Below are 19,177 nucleotides of genomic sequence, written 5' to 3'. Positions count from 1 at the left end.
ACACACACTCATTAAAACACTAGAATGTATAGCGAGCCCCGAGCGCGTAACGTGCGCCAAGTTGCTCTAAGTTCCATAATTGAGCTGATGTACGACCGTGACGGCGACTGTTCTCTTCGGTAATGTTAATCCCTTCTAAAAATACCGATAAATCGTCATTCACTTGGTACGATACGTTGAAATCAATTTGCGAATAAGACTCAGTAAAACCCGGTTCATTCACGTATTGACTGGTGGTATCAAGGAACTTGTCACGCCAATTATAAGCGATACGCCCTTGCCAACCATCTTTCTCATACATAGCCACAAGGTTGGCAGTATCACTTAACCCCACTAGCGCAAATTGAGTTACTGATGGATTAGCGGTTGTGTCGTAACCAACATCACCATTAACTGTCGTGTAGTTAGCTTGAATACCAAAGCCGGTATCACCAAAGAAATGCTGCGCAGCAAGTTCGAAACCGTATATATTCGCGCTTTTATTATTGACCGGTTTTGAGTTTATGAACGTCAAATATGGGTCATCTTCATTAGGCAATACATCATATTGAGCTTCAAATTGTTCAATGGTTAGTGAATCGTACGCAATGTTGTTTTCCATGGCAGCAACCATGTTAAACAAGTTTGTATCGGTTAAAGGCTGGCCAATCCGCTCAAGCTCTGCTGCTGCCGCCTCTGCACGCGGACCAGCTGTCGCATCACGCAAACCAAATATGCTTTCTTCAACTTGCTCATTACCAATGAAATTTTTCACGCGTTTATCGTAGAACCCTATAGACACATAACTGGTATCTTCAAAGTAATACTCAACCGACAAGTCGAGGTTGTCTGACTCTAACGGCACAAGTGACGGGTTGCCAGAACTCGCGGTGGCTGTTGCCCCCTGGGTAATGAGGGTTGGTCCACTTGGCGTGCCTACAGAAGCCGCTGCGCTTAAATTATTATATGTCGGACGCGCAATGGTTTTGCTGTATGACAAACGCGCTTTCACACCATCGATGACTTCGATGTCGAAATCGATACTCGGCAGAACATGATCATAATCAGAGTCAACTGCTACATCCTGGCTTTCAGAGCCAAAGCGCACGTTGAAATCATTGTTTCCTTCCCATGCTATTGCATTTGGTAAACTAATATTGGCAACGGATTTTGAATCTGTACTCTCGTAGCGTACGCCGGCCAAAATATTATATGGACGACCACCTAGTTCGCCGTCTAATTCGAACTCCACATAGGCAGCAAATATATCTTCTTCAATAGTACGATTAGTAGCATAAGGATTATCCGCTTCGAAGGCAAAGCCATATTCTTGGGCCGCAAAAGCGCCAAGTTGCGCCACGCTACCTGTAAACCCTTGGCTAAAGATACCGTTAGTGTTGTAGTCTTCAAATTCATCAGCAAAGCTAAATGGCGTTAAATAATCTGCTGGCAACTCGCCAGGGTTTTCGATCCCCCAGTTCCCCATGGTGCGGCGGGTCAACGCTTGTAATGAAGTACTCTCCATTGAGCGTGATTCAACACCGAAGTTAATCCCACCGTCATCAAATGCGTATTCACCGTCTAAACGGAACTGAGTAATATCTGTACGCTGCGAATTAAAGTTCATATCAAGAATAGCGGTACCCACATCGTCTTGGTCAAGCACCCCATTACCGTTTAGGTTATCACGGGAAACATCGTCAAAATCCACCGTCATAATAGGAAACTCACCCGAGAAATCAGCTCCTTGACCACGATTCACGTTAGCGCCTAAACCTAGGTTTGTCCACGTACCGTAAGGCGCATCAGGACGGCCTTCAGCCGATGAATCATGCACATCGAAGAACAAGGCTAATCTATCATTCACATGGTATTCAACATTGAAACCAATGGATTTATTTTCATTAATTTGATTTAGTTCTTGCATTGCTAAACCAAGATCCCGTGGCAATAAATCACGGCGTTCTTGTTCGATAATTATCGGTGTTTTAACGATACCATCGTCAAACGTTAGTTCAGAAAAATAACCGTCATCCATCCAAATTGATTGCTCAGCGCGCGCTTCAAATAAATCTTGTTTAGAGTAGGTATAATCTAATGTCGCGGTTAAATCTTCACTGGGTGCGTACTGAAAAGTCAGCTGTGCATTGGTCCGTTTACGCTCGCGATCTGCGATGGAGTAACGTAAATCTGCAGGAATAGCGAATAGCTGTCCATCTGCAGGGCCGTTATTTATCACGACCGCAGGGCCGTTAAAACCTGGTAAGCTTGGGTCCGTCTGATTAGGCGTTTGAGGGATAGTCCCCTCATAAGGGTTAACGCGCCATTCATTAACAAATGCCCCTACTGCAGAGCTATCTCGCTCCTGCACACTGGCCGACAACGACACACCAAAAATACCGTCGTCATCAACAAAATTAAAGAAGCCTGACACTTCTGGCGTCACGTCATCACCCACTCGATTTGTGGTGTCCATTAATGCTTTAGCACCCACTGAGCCGGTAAAGCCACTTTCTACAGCCTCAAGAGGCCGAGCCGTTTTAATATTAACTGTTGCGCCAATGCCGCCGGTAGCGATACTTGCACGGCCTGTTTTATAAACTTCAACCCCGCGCACACTTTCAGAGGCTAGGTTTGCGAAATCAAATGCCCGTGAATTAGGCGTGCCACCGCCACCAGGTATCGCGGCACCTGGCATAGCACGGCCGTTTAGCGTGACCATATTAAAATCAGGACCAAAACCTCGCGCTGTGATCTGGCTGCCTTCACCGTTACTGCGACTAATAGAAATACCGGTAATACGTTGCAACGATTCCGCTAAGTTAGTATCTGGGAACTTGCCGATATCTTCAGCTGAAATAGCATCTACGACCCCCGCGGAGTCACGTTTAATACCCATAGATTCTTGAATACTTGAGCGCATGCCACGCACTTGAATCACTTCCAGATCACTTGCCGTTTCTTGTGCAACAGCAACGGCTGGAGCAAGCACTGCACTGCCTAGCAGTATCGAAATACTTTTGGTTAGCAGCGATTTATTAAATTTCGCGTATGTGTTCATAATTGTGCGTCCTTTGTGTTTCTATTAGTAGAGTTACTTGAAAACCATCCAAGTTAGAGGAAAGCCCTTATTTCGCACTATCCCCGCTTAATCACCATGTCTAAGAAACGCGTCACTAAAATGCATCGTACTGCTAAGTACTTCGTTGCAATGCGTATTGCATGGCATTTTTCGGTATGCGATTCATCCATTACGCTAAAACCAATCACGCAATGTAAACGTTTTCATTATGCTAAGATTAATTTAACAATTCGTCAACATTTTACTGGTCAAAAATATTGAAATTTAGACTTACAACATCAAGGTAGTCAAATGTTACAAATACATTAATGGAAATTATCAATGTTAGGTATTAATAAATCGGTTAACTCTATGACAAATTCGGCGCGTCATTCTAAATAAAACCACTCCCCCCCTATAAATAAAGGCTTAAATTAGATAAATGAAAATGATAGATTTTATTCACTTTGCGATGAAACACAGTCAAATGTTAAAAATACATTTCTTAAAAACACGTAAAGTAATTGAATAAATATTAACTATCACAAAATATTTAGTTTTTTTTATTAACAAATGTATATTTCATTGAGGAATATCGGTTAAATTAACTACCTCAAAAGTTATGTAGGTAAATCATTCTCGAATAATTGCTCTGAAAACGAAAACATACCTGTTTTTCCGATGGCAATACGCCTCTAATGCGTCGTAGAAAAAGCAGCTAATCAAGACTCCCCAATGTCACATATTTCTACTTAGTCAACGATGAAAGTAACTGAATTTTTTTAGGAAATGACACAATTTACGCTAACTAACAGCTCACCAATCCGTTGTAGAAGCGATACCGTGCGAAACTATTTGAGAACCATCTGAAACTTTATGGTTAAAAAAGCGTGATGATAAGCTCGGTTTAAAAAAACGTTTATTAGTCAACCACAGCTACAAATAGGCAAGAACAGCCGCGCAAAGCAATTTCATAATATAGAGCCTTTTTATGACTAGACTTGATAGTTAGACGCTCAACCCAGTTGATTTATTCGAATGGATATCCGCGCCCCTTAACCCTCGCCTATTTTTAGGCGGATCCTCATCTTACAAAATAGATCGGTAAAGTGTTTTTGATATGAGTGCAGCCAATTTTTACAAGATATAAAAACGTTTTTATACATTAGTTGGATTTACGTTGTACTACCTAGGGTACTATTGGGGAGTAATTAGCTGCTCAAATTTTTGGTCTATGCTTGCTTTGCGGCCATCTTTCGTTAGGGTGCTAAATGCGCGGTTGAATCTTTCCATCCACGTTTGACCATCAGGATAAGATTTAGAAATAATAAAGTGCAAATTAACCTTTTCTAAATCTGTAGGTAATACGCGTAACTCACTATCAATCAGCCGATTATTATTTACCTCATTTAACGACACATAGCGGTTGGTTAGCCCTGCATCGCTCCACCCACGTTGCACATGACCAATACAAGCTGCGCCATCGAGCACTCGATTTATCTTTAAATTTAGTTTGTCGACGACCCCATCATGAGCAAAGTCATCGCTGTAACCAAAGGGAAGGCATAAGCGCTTATTTTTTAGTTGCTGAATATCAGTGATATTAGATGTCTTAGCCACATAGAAACGTACAGAAATATAATTGATCGCAGTGGAGAAGAAAAATTTCTCCGCCCTTTGCGCAGAATAAACATATGGAAAGGTTCCTAAAAACCGTTTCTCTTCGGTCCACATCTGACCGCGACCCCAAGGTAAAGTATGAATATCAACCTTATGACCCATTTCTAAGAATGTGCCTACTACCAAAGCTTGTGACCATCCGCCCTGAGGCAAACGTTGAGATACATAAGGATAATAACCTTCTCCCGTTGCCAATCTGATCTGTTCACTGGTCGTATTTACAAGCGCTGAAGAAGTACCAGAGACCCTCGCCACAAAAGAACGGTTTTCTAGTTGCTCACTCTGCTGGTTAGTCTTTGTCGTGTTCTGGCTTGTTAATTCACTTGCGTGGCTGATAAAACTTAGCCACATGCATAACACTGGTATTAATATAGCAGTGATGCAGTGCAGTTCCTTGGCTAACATGTCTGTTATGTGTCCATAATCGCGGTAATCCGTGTTCAGTCATCGCATTATGCATATTAAACCGTACATTTCTAGCCAATGACGTGTTTAAGCAGGTGGTCTGCGGTGTTGACGGATTACCACTCGCTAAGAGCAGACATACTGAAAGTTTGTCCTTGATAATTCAGGATAACGTTTTGCGGCTCAATGTGTTCGATTTGAACTTTGTCGTCAATCATGTCTCCTTCATGTAGTCGCCTATTATTCACCTCGACCCAACGATCTTGTTCAGAGGAAGAATACATATGCATTGAAAATACCATTGGCGGAAGCTGAGTGAGTACCCATGCGGGCAACTGATCAATGCGAGGCGTATCTATACTTTTCGTTTGTGTAGGTTCAAAGTCTTTGTCTGGCTCATTGTCTATTTCGGTAATGGCTTTTTCAAATCGTTTCAGTAAATCAGCTGATATTCTAGAACTCGATTGTTCGGTTCCGTAACGCTGGCTAGTCCGACTATCAACAGTATTTACTTTACGGTCCTGTGATTGACTAGGATCGACGTTAGTGCGGGCTAGTGATTTGTTTTGCTTGGGTTGGACATCATTTGATGACGTATTGACTATTTCGGGCTTTGCAATTTGGCTAGTGTCAGTATTATTTGTTTCTTTTGTTTCTTCAATCGATTGGGCAACCACCTCAGTGGAGCCCGTAGAATTGGTATTCGCCACTTTCGATGCTAAATCAACCTGCTCACTGTTATTGGCTTGCTTTAGCATTCCGGCCATATCGAGCTTGTCCAACCACTTAGGTGCAACTGACGCTCCCCAGCCTAATGCAAAACCAACACAAATAACCATAAAACCTTGCACCAAGGGCTTAGCATAGTATTGCCATCGTGACGGCAATGCCTGGACCGATGGTAGAAATAAGCTGCGATTGAACTGATCAGACACAGCCGCATTTGCGCCATGCTCACTTAAACGATCACTCTCTAATAACTTTTGGGTTTGTGATTTTTGTACTTTTGGCTTATCTATTTCGACGGTTTGCGCTGGATCAATCTCTACTTGTTGAACCCCCATTTCACCAAGTCCAGTGACCATTTCCATACTGGTTACTAAACCTGATTTACGTATTTTTATCGGTCCATTCTGTTGTGTGATTTGAACAATCACCATGCCTGGCAATAACGCGTCGATAGTTACGAGGTTATCCATACCAACTGCCTCCTAAATACCCAACACCCAAGGCGACAACAAATAAAGCGCTTAACAATAAATTGCGCTGTTTGCCCCGACGTTGCGCGACTACGTCTGCGCCTAAAATTTGCTCAGCTGCGGCATAAAAAATATGTGTATGTACTACGGGGGATTGCTTAGTAAACGTCAAGGTTAACGCGCGATCGCATAATAAATTAATGACTCTTGGTATACCCCCTGTCACTTGATACACCGCACCTAACGCGCCAGAACTGAAAACACTACTGTCGCCATTGGCCACGCCCAAGCGATGGCTGATATAGGCTTTAACTTCACCCGATGTAAGCGGCAACAAGTGATAACGAGCCGTGATCCGCTGAGCCAACTGGCGCAACTCATTGCGTTTCAAAAGCTGTTGCAATTCTGGCTGGCCTATCAACACTACCTTTAATAATTTCTCTCTATTCGTTTCGAGATTTGTTAGCAAACGTAATTGCTCAAGGACCTCAGGTAACAAATGCTGAGCTTCATCTATAATCAAAACCGTATTCAAGCCGCTGTTATGGTTGGTCGCTAATTTATTAAGGATCAAATCAGTAAAATATTTAAGACTGGCCCGCTCATAAAGATACTCAATACTTAGCTCATCGCAAATGGAGGCTAATAGCTCTATGGCCGATAAAGTCGGATTAAGCACCATGGCTACCTGAGTATTATCAGGTAATTGCTGCATTAATTTGCGCGAGACAGTGGTTTTGCCTGTACCCACTTCTCCCGTTAGCATCACAAATCCGCCACTTTCACGCAAACCGAACGTTAGGTGCGCTAAAGCTTCTTTATGTCTGGGGCTCATATATAAGTACGCTGGATTAGGCGCGATGGAAAACGGATTATCTGAAAGTCCGAAATAATTGAGATACATAACAACGCTTCTAATGACAGTTTGAGGATAAGCGGAGGATAAACTAACCACTTCATCTAAACTTGTCAAAAATAAGCCTGTGTTTAGTGAAACAGCGTATGTCTTGCGCTCTTCGACATCAAATTAGCGATTGATCAAGACGTTGATTCAACATCGAATCCATATTACCAATATGGCAACGATTTTTGCTATCAGCACAAATCAGGCATAATAAGGTGATTTTATTATTTAAGGTATGTATGCAGGTATATTTAGTTGGTGGTGCGGTACGCGATAAACTTCTTAATCGCCAGATAAAAGATAAAGACTGGGTTGTTGTCGGTGCCAGCGAAGCAGACATGCTTGCTAAAGGTTATCAGCAGGTAGGTAAAGATTTCCCGGTATTTCTGCACCCTACAACCCAACAAGAATATGCTTTGGCGCGCACTGAACGTAAAGTAGGCCAGGGTTATACCGGTTTTGAATGCGATACTTCGACTAGTGTTACCCTAGAGCAAGACCTAATGCGCCGAGATCTCACGGTGAATGCAATGGCCATGGACGACGCAGGCAATATCATCGACCCGTTTGATGGTCAGGGTGATCTTAATAAACGCATTTTGCGCCATGTATCGGCTGCTTTTGTCGAAGATCCCCTGCGTGTATTACGCGTAGCGCGTTTCGCGGCACGCTACTCCAGTTACGGTTTTACCATTGCCGATGAGACGAAAGTGCTTATGCGTGATATCAGCCAATCTGGTGAACTAGCGAATTTAAGCGCGGAACGTGTGTGGGTCGAAACGGCTAAAAGCCTGCTTGAAGATACCCCGCAAGTGTATTTTGAGACATTGCGCGAGTGCACCGCGTTAAAGGTCTGGTTTGCTGAATTAGATTGTTTATGGGGCATACCAAACCCGGCCAAATGGCATCCAGAAATAGATACTGGTATTCATACCATGATGGTACTTGAACAGTCTGTACGCATATCGAACAAACTGTCTGTGCGTTTTGCCGCCTTGGTACATGACTTGGGTAAAGGTTTAACCGATCCCACGCTGTGGCCGTCTCACAAGGGGCACGAGAAACTCGGTATAGCACCTATCAACACATTGTGTGAGCGCTTAAAAGTGCCTAATGATTGCCGCAACTTAGCCATATTAATGAGCGAGTATCACAGCTATGTTCACCACGCATTCAAGTTAAAGGCTTCGACCATCAACGACTTTCTAGATAACTGTGACGTATGGCGTAAACCCGAGCGCTTTGCTGATTTGCTGTTAGCTTGTACAGCAGATGCACGCGGCAGAACAGGCTTTGAAGACAGCCCTTATCCTAATGCCGACTATATTTGGCAGGCTTACTTACTCGCTAAAGAAGTCAACGTGCAGGAAATCGTACAAGCTGGATATAAAGGTGCAGAAATAAAACAACAACTCAGGCAAAAACGCATTCATGCTATCGCTGCAAACGTGGCATAATACCCGTCCGCTTTTTGTAGCAACCAGACCATAATCAGAACAAACAAGGCTTACCATGTTATCCACCACTCAATTAAACACTATGCTGACATTACAAGAAGGCATGAACTATAAAGTGAACCCAAATTGGTTGAGCGCGAACTATGCATATTTGCGCGCGGCAATGATCGAATCAGTCGAGGGTATTGAGCATCACGGTTGGAAATGGTGGAAAGCCCAACATAAAGATTTATCACAGTTGCAAATGGAGTTGGTGGATATTTGGCATTTTGCTTTATCGTCGATCATTATCCAGTTCAAGGGTGATATCAGTCAGTCTGCCTGTGTCATTGCCGAACAACTTGCATCCGGTAATAACAGTGTTACGTTTGATGGTAAAGATTACCCATTTAGCAGCTTGGATATACTCGACAATTTGCAATTGATGACAGGTCTTTGCGCTGCCAATCGATTCGATGTGTCTTTATTCATCAAAATTGTCGAGCAAGCTGATATGACCGCCGATGAACTGTATCGTCAGTATGTGGGTAAAAATGTATTAAACTTCTTCCGTCAAGACAACGGTTATAAAGATGGTAGCTACTTAAAGCTATGGCACGGCCGTGAAGACAACGAACACCTAGTCGATGTGTTAAACACATTAGACATTGCTTTACCTGATTACAGCGATAAGGTTTATCAGGAATTAAAGCAGCGCTACCCAACGAATTAAACTCGTTAATTGCCTTAGGCATCTCGGGAGCTTAACAGTTTTGTTTTTGCGCCCATTATATTAAGTACAACTTTAAGAAGCATAGAAACGCCATGTTTGAGCAACTAGACCTAGATGATGAACTTTGCCGCGCAGTCGCTGAGTTAGGCTACATAGAACCCACCAGTATTCAGCAGTTGGTTATTCCAGCAGCGATGGAAGGCAAAGATATTCTTGCCTCAGCCCCTACAGGTACGGGCAAAACAGCAGCATTTTTATTGCCTGTTTGCCAATTTATACTAGATTACCCCCGTCGCGGTATTGGCTCGACGCGGATTTTAATCTTAACCCCGACTCGTGAGCTCGCCCAACAGGTTTATAATCAGGCTTTAGAGCTAAGCAAATACACGGATATCGTCTGCGGAGTGATAACAGGTGGTATTAACTATGGTACCGACAGAGACACACTAGAAAAAAATCTAGATATTCTTGTTGCGACCCCGGGGCGTTTGTTCGAACACATTGAACAAGAAAGTTTTGATTGCCGTGATATTGAATGCCTTATTTTAGATGAAGCGGACCGTATGCTTGATATGGGCTTTTCATCAATCGTAAACCAGATTTCTGCTGAAGCTCGCTGGCGCAAACAAAGCATGTTGTTTTCAGCCACTCTTGAAGGTGCTGGCATTAGCCGCTTTGCAAAAGATATTCTGAATGATCCCGTTGAACTTGAAGCCGCTCCGAGTCGCAAAGAACAAGGTAAAATTCATCAGTGGTTACACCTAGCTGACGATGCTAAACACAAATATGCCTTGCTCAAGCATATTCTGACACATCAGGTTGAATCAGCGGTCGTTTTTGTTAAAACTCGCGACCGTCTGAACGAATTAAAGCAGGTATTAGAGCGTGACGGTTTTATTGTATGTTGGTTACAAGGTGAGATGCCGCAAGATAAACGTAATTTATCCATGGCTAAATTTCGCTCCGGTGAAGTCAAAATTCTTATCGCCACCGATGTAGCTGCCAGAGGCATTGATGTAGAAAACATCAGCCACGTTATTAACTACGACATGCCACGTACTGCTGATATATATGTACACCGTATTGGTCGTACGGGTCGCGCAGGTAACAAAGGCACCGCTATTTCGATCGTCGAAGCACACGATATCGCAATCGTGCCTAAAATTGAACGTTACACGGAGCAGCCCCTTAAACGCCGTGTGATTGATGAGCTGCGCCCGAAAAATAAAGAAGCTAAGCCACCGGCCAAGAAAAAAATGAGTAACCGCGCCAAAAAAGCGGCGGGTGTACCTTTGAAGAAAAAAGCCAAGAAGAAAAAGAACAAAAGCTAATTACTGCTCTTTTTAGCACACGTTCAATCATAAAAAAACCTGCACAATTGCAGGTTTTTTTATGATTGAAGAATAGCTCGAAATCAGCTCGGATTATTCTGGTTAGGCATTTCTAGTAGGGTAAATTGGCTATCGGAGTCACCTACCACTCTTACGCTGCAACGTCCCCAACTGGCAGGGATATGCCATATGCTATCGGTTGTAGCGCTGTATAACTCCCTTTTGTTATGGCAACGCAGTTCAACAGAATTTAGCTTACCGCTTACATCTTGCAAGCTAAAGGCACTTCGACTCAATTCATGCCACCAATCACCGTCTTGCTTTACTTTACCGGGGATCGAAATCACCTTGTCGCTTTTAAGTAAATTAAGCACCTTAGTCACATAGGGTTTAAGCAAGGCGATATTTTCGTCGTTATTCTGTTGGGTTTCGATACGCTGAAATGTATCCAAGGAATCAAGGTATTGCGCTTGCGTTAGTTGCAGCGCAAACATGCGATTTAGCAGTAAGGAATACGCTTCGTTGCCCAAATATTCACCTTTTCTGTCGGTATTCAAGATACGTTCAATGTGTTTAAGCTCTGCAAGATCGTCGCTCTTGGCTTTTGCCAAGTCAGCTCTTAGCAACGAATAGAAGACAAACTCTATGCTATTGAGCAAACCTTTGTCTTTCATGCTGTCACTCAACTCACGCGCTAAGGAAATATCATTGCTGTTTAACGCTTCTCGTACATTTTCATAATTGCGTTTAAACTTACGCCTAACCCCTCTTACTCCTCCATCTAACTGAAAGTCCATTTGAACTTTGTTGTAACATTGCTCGATTGGCTTGCCATCAATAAACGCGGGGCTGTATTGCCAGTTTTTCATTGCTGCTACAGCGGCTTTCTCGAAATCTTGCATGCCCGTTGAATCAACGACGACTATGTTATTTACGCTGCCGTCAGTACCCACCACGAAATTCAGTTGTACCCAGCCCTCTGCGCCTTTGCGCGCCATGCTTACTGGGTATTTAGGTGCTACACGCTCTATAGGCTCAGGGAGCTTAGATGACTCTAAAAGCACCGTGCTAGGTTTGATTACTGCGACCAACTGAGTCTGAATTTCGGCTTTTATTTTGGTTTTAGATTGAGGATCCACAGCAGCTAGGGTATATCCTGCCATTAGGCTCGCACTGCTAAGTAGAAGTGATTTGGCTAAAAAATCCATAATGCATCCTTGCGCTAGTAAGCAGCTAAATTTTGAAAATATAGTAGCGAAATAAAAAACGGTACACTCTATTTATGCAATCAAGAATAAATAATTTACCTATCAACAGCAAGGCATAATAGTAATGAGCCCCCACCATCGATGTGGATAAAAGAGCGCCACAGTGCAATATCAATTACGGCCTTAAACAGGTAAAATTCGGTTATATCAGTCCAATGCATGAGTTCCCCCTTGTCACGTAAAATCGTATTAGCCACAGGCAACAAAGGTAAAGTGGCCGAGCTAAGTCAGCTACTTAGTCCACTAAAGATAAATATTATTCCGCAGAGCGAATTTGACGTACCTGAGGTGGCGGAAACCGGCACCACCTTTGTTGAGAATGCCATAATCAAAGCTCGACACGCAGCCAAAATCACCGGTTTACCTGCCATTGCTGATGACTCAGGTTTAGCCGTTGATGCATTAGGCGGTGCACCGGGTGTATATTCAGCGCGTTATGCCGGCAGCAATGCCAGCGATAGCGACAATATTGATAAGTTACTCCACTCACTGAATGATATTGAACCTGCAAGACGCCAAGCACGCTTTTTATGCGTATTAGTTTATATGCGCAGTGCCGATGACCCCACACCGATAATTTGCCAAGGCGAATGGCATGGTGAGATTACGCACGAGCGCTGCGGTGAAAGCGGCTTTGGTTACGACCCAGTGTTTTGGGTAGAACAAAAGCAGTGCACCTCGGCGCAGCTAAGCAAAGAGCAGAAAAACGCTCTAAGTCATCGCGGCCAAGCCCTGCAACAGTTACTTGTCAAATTAAGTACTGATCTTGATTAACTCTTTAAGCAGCAACGTGAGCAACAACATGCATAGCGGTTCGACATCAATGGCAGCTTCTGCGCTCGTTAAAACACTACAACTCCCTCCCGTTGCTTTGTATATTCATATACCTTGGTGTGTGCAAAAGTGCCCTTATTGCGACTTTAACTCCCATGGACAAAAGCAAAGTACCTTGCCTGAAGCCGAATATGTCAGTCATTTATTGGATGACTTAGCCGAAGACGCCAAGTTTATTGGTGATCGCCCCGTGCGCAGTATTTTCATTGGTGGCGGCACGCCTAGTCTCTTTTCCCCCGAGGCCATTGGGCGTTTATTAGCAGGCGTGCGTGAGCGGGTGAATTTAGCATCCGATGCCGAGATCACGCTTGAAGCAAATCCTGGTACAGTGGAAAGCGAGCGTTTTAACGGTTTTGCCAAAGCGGGGGTAAACCGCATTTCAATTGGTGTACAAAGCTTTCAGCAAGAAAAGTTAGAAAAACTTGGCCGTATACACGACGAGCAACAAGCACTCAACGCGGCAGGTTATGCACGTAATGCTGGCTTAAACAGTTTTAACCTTGATTTGATGCACGGCCTACCCGAGCAGTCCATTGACGATGCTTTATTTGATTTACGCCAAGGTATTGCCCAGCAACCACCGCACTTGTCTTGGTATCAGCTGACCATCGAACCTAATACCCAGTTTCATTCTAAGCCGCCTATACTGCCTGACGACGATATATTGTGGGACATTCAAGAACAAGGCCACGATATACTTAGTAGCGCGGGCTATGAGCAATATGAAATATCTGGCTATAGTTTGGCCGGCCAGCAATGTAAGCACAATCTTAACTATTGGCGATTTGGCGATTACTTGGGTATCGGTTGTGGCGCACACGGTAAAATCACCTTAAAAGACACGGGCCATATCGTTCGTACCGTTAAAGTGAAACACCCTAAAGGCTACATGGATTTAACCCGTTCCTATATGCACCAGCGGCATATCGTGCAAGATGACGAATTGCCGTTTGAGTTTTTTATGAATCGATTACGCTTACTTGAAGCCTGTCCTAAACAAGATTTCACCGATTTCACCGGGCTAGTCATGGATGAGCAAACCGAATTAAAAGCCAACTTAAACAGCGCCATCGAAAAAGGTTTGTTAGCCGAAACAGACACCCATTGGCAAGTCACCCCACTTGGCCGACGTTACCTTAATTCATTACTAGAAATGCTGGTATAAATGATGATTTATCCCCACTTAGGGTCAACTTCTTAATCGCTTAGCAGCATGCTCGAGTGCCGACTGTGATAAGTCGGCACCTTGCCACAGACGTTTAAGATTTTTTGCCGCCACTAACGTCGCACCAGAACCAAAAAATGGGTCTATGACGATATCCCCTTCCCTTGAACTTTGAATAATGAGATTTTCAATTAGCGGCACGGGCTTTTCCGTCGGATAACCCCGCCAAACGCGCTTTTCTTGCAACACATCAGGCATACCTAAGTCCTGTAATTTACGTTTACCTTTTTCAAAAAACAGGATGAATTCATAACGCGCTCGATAGTGATAGCCCATTCCTATGGCGCATTTGTCCCACACCAGTGGTTTCCAGAAAGTAAAACCAGCAGCCTCAGCAAGCGGCTTAACCACAAACATGGTTTCCTGATCGCAGAACAAGTAAAAATGACTGTTGGGTTTCAACACCCGGTAAATCTGTTCTACTAGCGCAGTAAAACGGCTATTAGGGAAGATTTCAAACCAGTCATTGCTCGACGCTTTACTGTGTTTTAGGCGTGTAGTGGTGCCTTTGGCTCGATGTTTTTCTAATGATTCATATGGTGGATCAGTTATCACTAAATCGACGCTGGCGCTTGGCAGATTTGCCAGCCATTCAACAGCATCTTGACGGAATAAATTCATAGTAAAGGATCTTTGACTAGCAACGCAAAACGGCGGCTATACTAGCAGCGGACAGGCGCCAACCCCAGTCTTTATATGTAATAACAACGGCGAATAGCCATTTAATGAGAGCGGGACTTCGCGCTGCTTACTACATCGTATTGCGCCAACTCGGGAATATCTCGACGCAAACGATTCTCCACTCGATCAAGACGATTAAATTCGTTGCAAAACCAGTGTGCTTTTTGCTGTAAAGTCTGGCCTTTGGACGTAATAACCTCATCTACGGAATTGCCGATGCTGTCAATTTTTTCAGCTAACTTAGCAATTTTTTCTTCGGTACTGGTACTTTCTGAAACCAAACCACCAATCGCCGATAAAATCCCCCCGAGCGAGGTATTCATTGCTTCTTCGATTTGCTCTTCGAGTTCACGGTCGACTAAATCGTCCACGTTCTCAAGTGTGCCCGGACCCATATAAAAATTACTGCCCGCATGTATGAATTTTTCTTTGACTCGGGACTGTACTCTGGCAAGAGACGAGCGAAGTTTTTCGTAGCTATCGTGCTCGTCCCCTACTAATCCTAGATATACATGTTCAACTGTTTCAATGGCCAGTTCAACACCTTCGCTGGCCAGTAAAATCATTTTTGGTACGACGTGGTACACACCATCAGCCAGTTCTTTCAATTCTATTTGCTGTTTGGGCGACAGCGTTACCCACTGTCCTTGAACAATCAGCTGATCGTCACCGTTAATTTGATAAACGGTACGACTGTTATCAATGACTCTGATCTGATTTGTCGTTACCACTAACCCATAGTTTAACTCGACGTCACACTTATATTCAGCTTTTACATTGGCTATATGGAAGCACAGAAAAATTAACCACAAAAAACGCATATCAAACCGCTAACTTAAAAAGACCCAGATATTCTGACCATTAAATCTCGGTATTGAAAGCACGATACGATAATCGAATTAAAATATAGGTTAATCGACTGTTCTCACTAGTCGGGTATATACGAATAAACGTTTTTCTTTCAGCGCATTACTGCTGTTAAAAAATGCCACCACCCAAGCTCGACTGGCATCGGTCACAGAAGGAGTCGATGTCCAGTAATCATCGGATAATGTATCAGGGAAAACAATTTCATTAATCGCTGGGCGCACACACGCTCGCTCAGTCAGGGTCGCGAGTTCTTTCAAATTAGGTACCCGCCAACCGCTTAGACCAGCAAAGGTATAACCATGAGCATCATCTAACGCTTGCTGCCAATTCAGTTCATCGGCTTCGCCTATACAACTTTCATTGCTGTAAGTTTGCCCAAGGCTGCAGCGCATCCACATTAGACCACTTTCGGTATGCGTGGCCGTGCCATCAGTATTGACCACAAACTGCTCCGCGCTTGCAGTTTCGCTCACACTATCAAGACATGTTTGTGCGCTTGCATTAAAACTAAGTAGGGCCAAAATTAATAACTTTCTCATATTATCGTCCTGCTCTAACTAAGCGCACATTGACCGCTGTAGACTTATTTAAAAAATTATCGTTACCTGATGAAAAATCAATCGCCCAAGCGTTTTGCGCTTCCTCGTTAGTTCCATCAACACTCGTTTGTGATGTCCAGTACCACAAGGTGCTGGTTGATCCATCATCTGCATAAGGAAAATAATCTGTATCTAGCAATGGCGTGGTCGATTTACCAAAATGTACCACGGACAATAGTTCATTATGGTTGGGCAATTTCCAATCATAAAATCCGCATAACCCTTGGGCATTCACTTCATCAACAAACGCCTGAGTGTTGCAGTTACTGATAGAACAACTCGGCACACTTGGGTTCAATGGGCCGCTGTATCCTCCGTTATTTTCTTCCTCATACCAACTATAGGTATGACGACGACCATGTAAGTCACCGGTCGTGGTTTTTATTTCCCATACCAGTCCGGTTACATTGTCACGCACACAACGCCAAGGTTGACTGACATCATCCACTTCGTCACCAATGTTATCCAGACGAGTGAAATCGAATCCGCCCTCACCGCGCCCCGCTTTAGTTAACATATTATTATTGGCAATAATGTCGCGCCCTCGCTGACCGTCTTGCGCTGGGTAATCAGCTTGATGAGACGAATTTATAGCATTAGTACTACCTTGACGAGTGACGCCAGTATCGTTAATTAAACTGCGGGGGAAAGGCTTAACCGTAACCGAAATACTATCGTCTACTTCGTTGTTGTTTGCATCTGTCACCTGCAACGTAAACGTTAACACCTGAGCACTACTTACCATTGGCGCTACCGCAAAGGTCTGTAGCACATTGGCGTTGTTAATTTGTGGTTCAAGTAAGGAATCTTTTAACCATAGAAAGGTAAGCGGTTTCGCTGACGGTATGGCGGTATCTGCGATACCAGATAACAAGATACTCTCCCCTGAAAATACTTGATGATCGACACCTGCATCAACCGTCGGCACATTGTTGCGAGCACTTAAAATGGTTATCGTAAGCTCTTGGCTATCCGTCCCACCTTCGTAATCGGTTACCGTAAGCTCAAACGTCAAGCTCGTGTCTTCATCCAAAATGGGGGTGGTAAAAGAAATGCTGTTGGCATCTTTGCTTACACCAGAAAGTACACCAACTCCGGCAAGTTGTTGCCATTGATATGCGGCAATGGGGTCACTGGCGTCCGCTGCGTCTGCGTCAGTGCTCGTGCTACCATCTAGAGTAACGTCCATTCCTGCTGGAAATATATTATTGTTAAAACCATCTAAAGGTTGGTAAGTAATCAACGCGTTAGGTTTAGTATTTAGGGGTAAAACCGTTATATCTAATGAGTCTGAACCTACGTTTCCGTTACCGTCGGTTGCCTGCAATGTAAGGCGATAAGTCAGGCTGTCACTGGTTGTTGGCGCCACAAAAGATGCGACTCCTGAAGTGCTATCGTCATGCGTAATATCAAGCGTAGGCGCAGCAGACCATGCATAAGTCAGCTCATCAGTAGTGCCTACCGCATCACCCTGAAGATTCACTGTGGTTCCTTCATTGACTGTTGAGCCGGGTCCCGCATTAACAAGTACTTTTGCGCTATTGTCGGTACTTGAGTCTGGTGATCCTGATCCACCACATGCCGTTAAAAAAAGGGTAACGAGGAAAAGGGATAGCCAATAAGGTATTGGGTAGTGTGATAATTTGCACATATGTGGTAACCAGAGTCCGTGAAATGTTGTCTTTTAATGACAAAGATAATTTCATCATTTCAATAAGCTAAACGTCATTGATAAGCGAGTTCAATTTATACGCTTATTCAACACATAAACTTACCTAAGCAACATTCGCACCACTAGCTGAATAGAAAGAAAATAATAGGTAGAATTATCGCAGTTAACACACCATTTATGCATAGACCTAATGAGGCAAACGCGCCGACTTTTTGACTCATTTGAAATCCTTGAGCCGTGCCTATTGCATGGGCAACTGTGCCTAGTGCGATCCCTTGAGCTTGTTCCGATTTAACACCTAACAATCGATAAATACTGGCGGCAAATATCGCACCGACAATACCGGTAAAAATCACAATCACTACAGCTAGCTCAGGAATGCCGCCAATATATTGACTGGTCTCAATCGCTAGGGGCGTAGTGATAGATTTAGTCAGAAAACTTAGCTTTATGCTGGCTTCCATCGGCAAAAAGTACAAGCCAATCAAGGCCAGTAAGGGGGCTAACGCGCCACCCACTATTATAGGTAGCATAACGCCCAAACCATTTTTCTTTATACTGTTAAGTTGCGTATATAAAGGAATGGCTAATGCTACTGTTGCCGGCCCAAGTAACCAGCTTAACAAGCCGGTGTAGCTCTGATATTCTTTCACATTGACCCCTGCATAAAACAACAGCATGGCTAGAATAGCGATACAAAAAATCATTGGATGAAAAAGAGGCCGACTGCCTAATACGCGGTAAATGAGCAGTGAGCCAAGATATACCAATAGGGTGATGCATACCCAAATAGCAGCTGATAGTAATTCGCTATTATTACTGAGCATAGACGTTCTTAGTCTTAATCATCGTGATCCTCGATCGGAATATCTGCTGGCTCATGATTCTGCCAATGGCGTTGAGCAATCCACGCAGTAATGCCCAAGCTGATGACAGTGCTGATAATAATCGTTAATACTAACCACCACAGGTTACCAGCGAGTTTTTCACCAAATAATAAAATTCCCATCGTTGCAGGGACAAATAGCACTAACATATGCCCGAGTACAAACTGCGACACGCGCAATAACGCACTGGGAATTTGTTTTAGCCACATCAAGGCCAGTAACAACAATAATAAGCCAAGTAATGAGGCGGGCAACGCAATGAACTGACTCAGAAGCAAACCAGCAAACCAAAAGCCCACCAAAGATAAAAGCGCCAGTGCATATTTAAACCAATGCATCTACGCCTCAGTTACCATTTGACTGGTGTTAATCGTATTAACCATCGTGATAATTGTCATTACAGTCTAAGCCAG

At 43.7% G+C, this 19,177-nt stretch carries 16 protein-coding genes; 5 read left to right on the top strand and 11 right to left on the bottom strand.

The window, feature by feature from the left end:
- Positions 1 to 19: 19 nt before the first annotated feature.
- The 4 genes from GQS54_RS14510 to GQS54_RS14495 all read right to left on the bottom strand — a co-directional run bounded on the left by GQS54_RS14510 (position 20) and on the right by GQS54_RS14495 (position 7,228).
- Positions 20 to 3,040, bottom strand: a complete 3,021-nt coding sequence (locus GQS54_RS14510; protein ID WP_166424698.1) for a TonB-dependent receptor — start codon at positions 3,038 to 3,040, stop codon at positions 20 to 22.
- A gap of 1,197 nt (positions 3,041 to 4,237) precedes the next feature.
- The gene (locus GQS54_RS14505; RefSeq protein WP_166424697.1) at positions 4,238 to 5,125 is read right to left on the bottom strand and encodes a transporter substrate-binding domain-containing protein; all 888 of its coding nucleotides are present in this window, start codon (positions 5,123 to 5,125) and stop codon (positions 4,238 to 4,240) included.
- Between the two features lie 116 nt (positions 5,126 to 5,241).
- Positions 5,242 to 6,324 carry a general secretion pathway protein GspB gene (locus GQS54_RS14500; protein WP_166424696.1) on the bottom strand — a complete coding sequence of 361 codons (1,083 nt, stop codon included), beginning with the start codon at positions 6,322 to 6,324 and terminating at the stop codon, positions 5,242 to 5,244.
- The gene (locus GQS54_RS14495) at positions 6,317 to 7,228 is read right to left on the bottom strand and encodes an AAA family ATPase (protein ID WP_166424747.1); all 912 of its coding nucleotides are present in this window, start codon (positions 7,226 to 7,228) and stop codon (positions 6,317 to 6,319) included. The genes GQS54_RS14500 and GQS54_RS14495 overlap by 8 nt, the downstream gene beginning before the upstream one ends.
- 239 nt (positions 7,229 to 7,467) lie before the next feature.
- On the opposite strand from GQS54_RS14495, the gene GQS54_RS14490 reads away from it, so the two are divergent.
- From GQS54_RS14490 to srmB, 3 genes are all read left to right on the top strand, one after another.
- On the top strand, positions 7,468 to 8,685 hold the full coding sequence (locus GQS54_RS14490; RefSeq protein WP_166424695.1) for a multifunctional CCA addition/repair protein: 1,218 nt from the start codon (positions 7,468 to 7,470) through the stop codon (positions 8,683 to 8,685).
- A gap of 55 nt (positions 8,686 to 8,740) precedes the next feature.
- Positions 8,741 to 9,397 (top strand): dUTP diphosphatase, encoded by a 657-nt coding sequence (locus GQS54_RS14485; RefSeq protein WP_166424694.1) that lies wholly within the window; start codon positions 8,741 to 8,743, stop codon positions 9,395 to 9,397.
- A 92-nt stretch (positions 9,398 to 9,489) separates the two neighbouring features.
- Positions 9,490 to 10,728, top strand: coding sequence for an ATP-dependent RNA helicase SrmB (srmB, locus tag GQS54_RS14480; protein WP_158770947.1), 1,239 nt, complete (start codon positions 9,490 to 9,492; stop codon positions 10,726 to 10,728).
- 83 nt (positions 10,729 to 10,811) lie between these two features.
- Here srmB and GQS54_RS14475 read toward each other — a convergent pair whose 3' ends face one another.
- Positions 10,812 to 11,936: an energy transducer TonB gene (locus GQS54_RS14475; protein WP_166424693.1), complete on the bottom strand. Its 1,125-nt coding sequence runs from the start codon at positions 11,934 to 11,936 to the stop codon at positions 10,812 to 10,814.
- 231 nt (positions 11,937 to 12,167) lie between these two features.
- Here GQS54_RS14475 and GQS54_RS14470 point away from each other — a divergent pair, with 231 nt between their 5' ends.
- On the top strand, positions 12,168 to 12,770 hold the full coding sequence (locus GQS54_RS14470; RefSeq protein ID WP_166424692.1) for an XTP/dITP diphosphatase: 603 nt from the start codon (positions 12,168 to 12,170) through the stop codon (positions 12,768 to 12,770).
- Positions 12,771 to 12,819: 49 nt separating this feature from the next.
- A complete protein-coding gene (gene hemW, locus GQS54_RS14465; RefSeq protein WP_166424691.1) occupies positions 12,820 to 13,995 on the top strand; it encodes a radical SAM family heme chaperone HemW in 1,176 nt (391 codons plus the stop codon).
- Positions 13,996 to 14,019: 24 nt separating this feature from the next.
- Here the strand turns inward: hemW and GQS54_RS14460 are convergent, their stop codons facing one another.
- From GQS54_RS14460 to GQS54_RS14435, 6 genes are all read right to left on the bottom strand, one after another.
- Positions 14,020 to 14,676 (bottom strand): site-specific DNA-methyltransferase, encoded by a 657-nt coding sequence (locus GQS54_RS14460; RefSeq protein WP_166424690.1) that lies wholly within the window; start codon positions 14,674 to 14,676, stop codon positions 14,020 to 14,022.
- Between the two features lie 101 nt (positions 14,677 to 14,777).
- The gene (locus tag GQS54_RS14455) at positions 14,778 to 15,557 is read right to left on the bottom strand and encodes a YggN family protein (RefSeq protein ID WP_166424689.1); all 780 of its coding nucleotides are present in this window, start codon (positions 15,555 to 15,557) and stop codon (positions 14,778 to 14,780) included.
- A gap of 90 nt (positions 15,558 to 15,647) precedes the next feature.
- Positions 15,648 to 16,145 (bottom strand): DUF1566 domain-containing protein, encoded by a 498-nt coding sequence (locus GQS54_RS14450; protein ID WP_166424688.1) that lies wholly within the window; start codon positions 16,143 to 16,145, stop codon positions 15,648 to 15,650.
- Position 16,146: 1 nt separating this feature from the next.
- Positions 16,147 to 17,856, bottom strand: a complete 1,710-nt coding sequence (locus tag GQS54_RS14445) for a DUF1566 domain-containing protein (protein WP_166424687.1) — start codon at positions 17,854 to 17,856, stop codon at positions 16,147 to 16,149.
- 143 nt (positions 17,857 to 17,999) lie between these two features.
- The gene (locus GQS54_RS14440) at positions 18,000 to 18,704 is read right to left on the bottom strand and encodes an LrgB family protein (protein ID WP_166424686.1); all 705 of its coding nucleotides are present in this window, start codon (positions 18,702 to 18,704) and stop codon (positions 18,000 to 18,002) included.
- Positions 18,705 to 18,718: 14 nt separating this feature from the next.
- The gene (locus GQS54_RS14435) at positions 18,719 to 19,102 is read right to left on the bottom strand and encodes a CidA/LrgA family protein (RefSeq protein WP_166424685.1); all 384 of its coding nucleotides are present in this window, start codon (positions 19,100 to 19,102) and stop codon (positions 18,719 to 18,721) included.
- Positions 19,103 to 19,177: the final 75 nt, after the last annotated feature.

Origin of the sequence: Paraglaciecola sp. 20A4, from assembly GCF_011378905.1 — a bacterium.
Taxonomy (GTDB): Bacteria; Pseudomonadota; Gammaproteobacteria; order Enterobacterales; family Alteromonadaceae; genus Paraglaciecola.
This window is presented reverse-complemented; position numbering and strand designations above follow the sequence as displayed.

Coding starts and splice junctions, on each gene's coding strand:
- GQS54_RS14510 (WP_166424698.1), bottom strand. CDS start 3,040: ATGAACACATACGCGAAATTTAATAAATCGCTGCTAACCAAAAGTATT.
- GQS54_RS14505 (WP_166424697.1), bottom strand. CDS start 5,125: ATGTTAGCCAAGGAACTGCACTGCATCACTGCTATATTAATACCAGTG.
- GQS54_RS14500 (WP_166424696.1), bottom strand. CDS start 6,324: ATGGATAACCTCGTAACTATCGACGCGTTATTGCCAGGCATGGTGATT.
- GQS54_RS14495 (WP_166424747.1), bottom strand. CDS start 7,228: ATGTATCTCAATTATTTCGGACTTTCAGATAATCCGTTTTCCATCGCG.
- GQS54_RS14490 (WP_166424695.1), top strand. CDS start 7,468: ATGCAGGTATATTTAGTTGGTGGTGCGGTACGCGATAAACTTCTTAAT.
- GQS54_RS14485 (WP_166424694.1), top strand. CDS start 8,741: ATGTTATCCACCACTCAATTAAACACTATGCTGACATTACAAGAAGGC.
- srmB (WP_158770947.1), top strand. CDS start 9,490: ATGTTTGAGCAACTAGACCTAGATGATGAACTTTGCCGCGCAGTCGCT.
- GQS54_RS14475 (WP_166424693.1), bottom strand. CDS start 11,936: ATGGATTTTTTAGCCAAATCACTTCTACTTAGCAGTGCGAGCCTAATG.
- hemW (WP_166424691.1), top strand. CDS start 12,820: ATGGCAGCTTCTGCGCTCGTTAAAACACTACAACTCCCTCCCGTTGCT.
- GQS54_RS14460 (WP_166424690.1), bottom strand. CDS start 14,676: ATGAATTTATTCCGTCAAGATGCTGTTGAATGGCTGGCAAATCTGCCA.
- GQS54_RS14455 (WP_166424689.1), bottom strand. CDS start 15,557: ATGCGTTTTTTGTGGTTAATTTTTCTGTGCTTCCATATAGCCAATGTA.
- GQS54_RS14450 (WP_166424688.1), bottom strand. CDS start 16,145: ATGAGAAAGTTATTAATTTTGGCCCTACTTAGTTTTAATGCAAGCGCA.
- GQS54_RS14445 (WP_166424687.1), bottom strand. CDS start 17,856: ATGTGCAAATTATCACACTACCCAATACCTTATTGGCTATCCCTTTTC.
- GQS54_RS14440 (WP_166424686.1), bottom strand. CDS start 18,704: ATGCTCAGTAATAATAGCGAATTACTATCAGCTGCTATTTGGGTATGC.
- GQS54_RS14435 (WP_166424685.1), bottom strand. CDS start 19,102: ATGCATTGGTTTAAATATGCACTGGCGCTTTTATCTTTGGTGGGCTTT.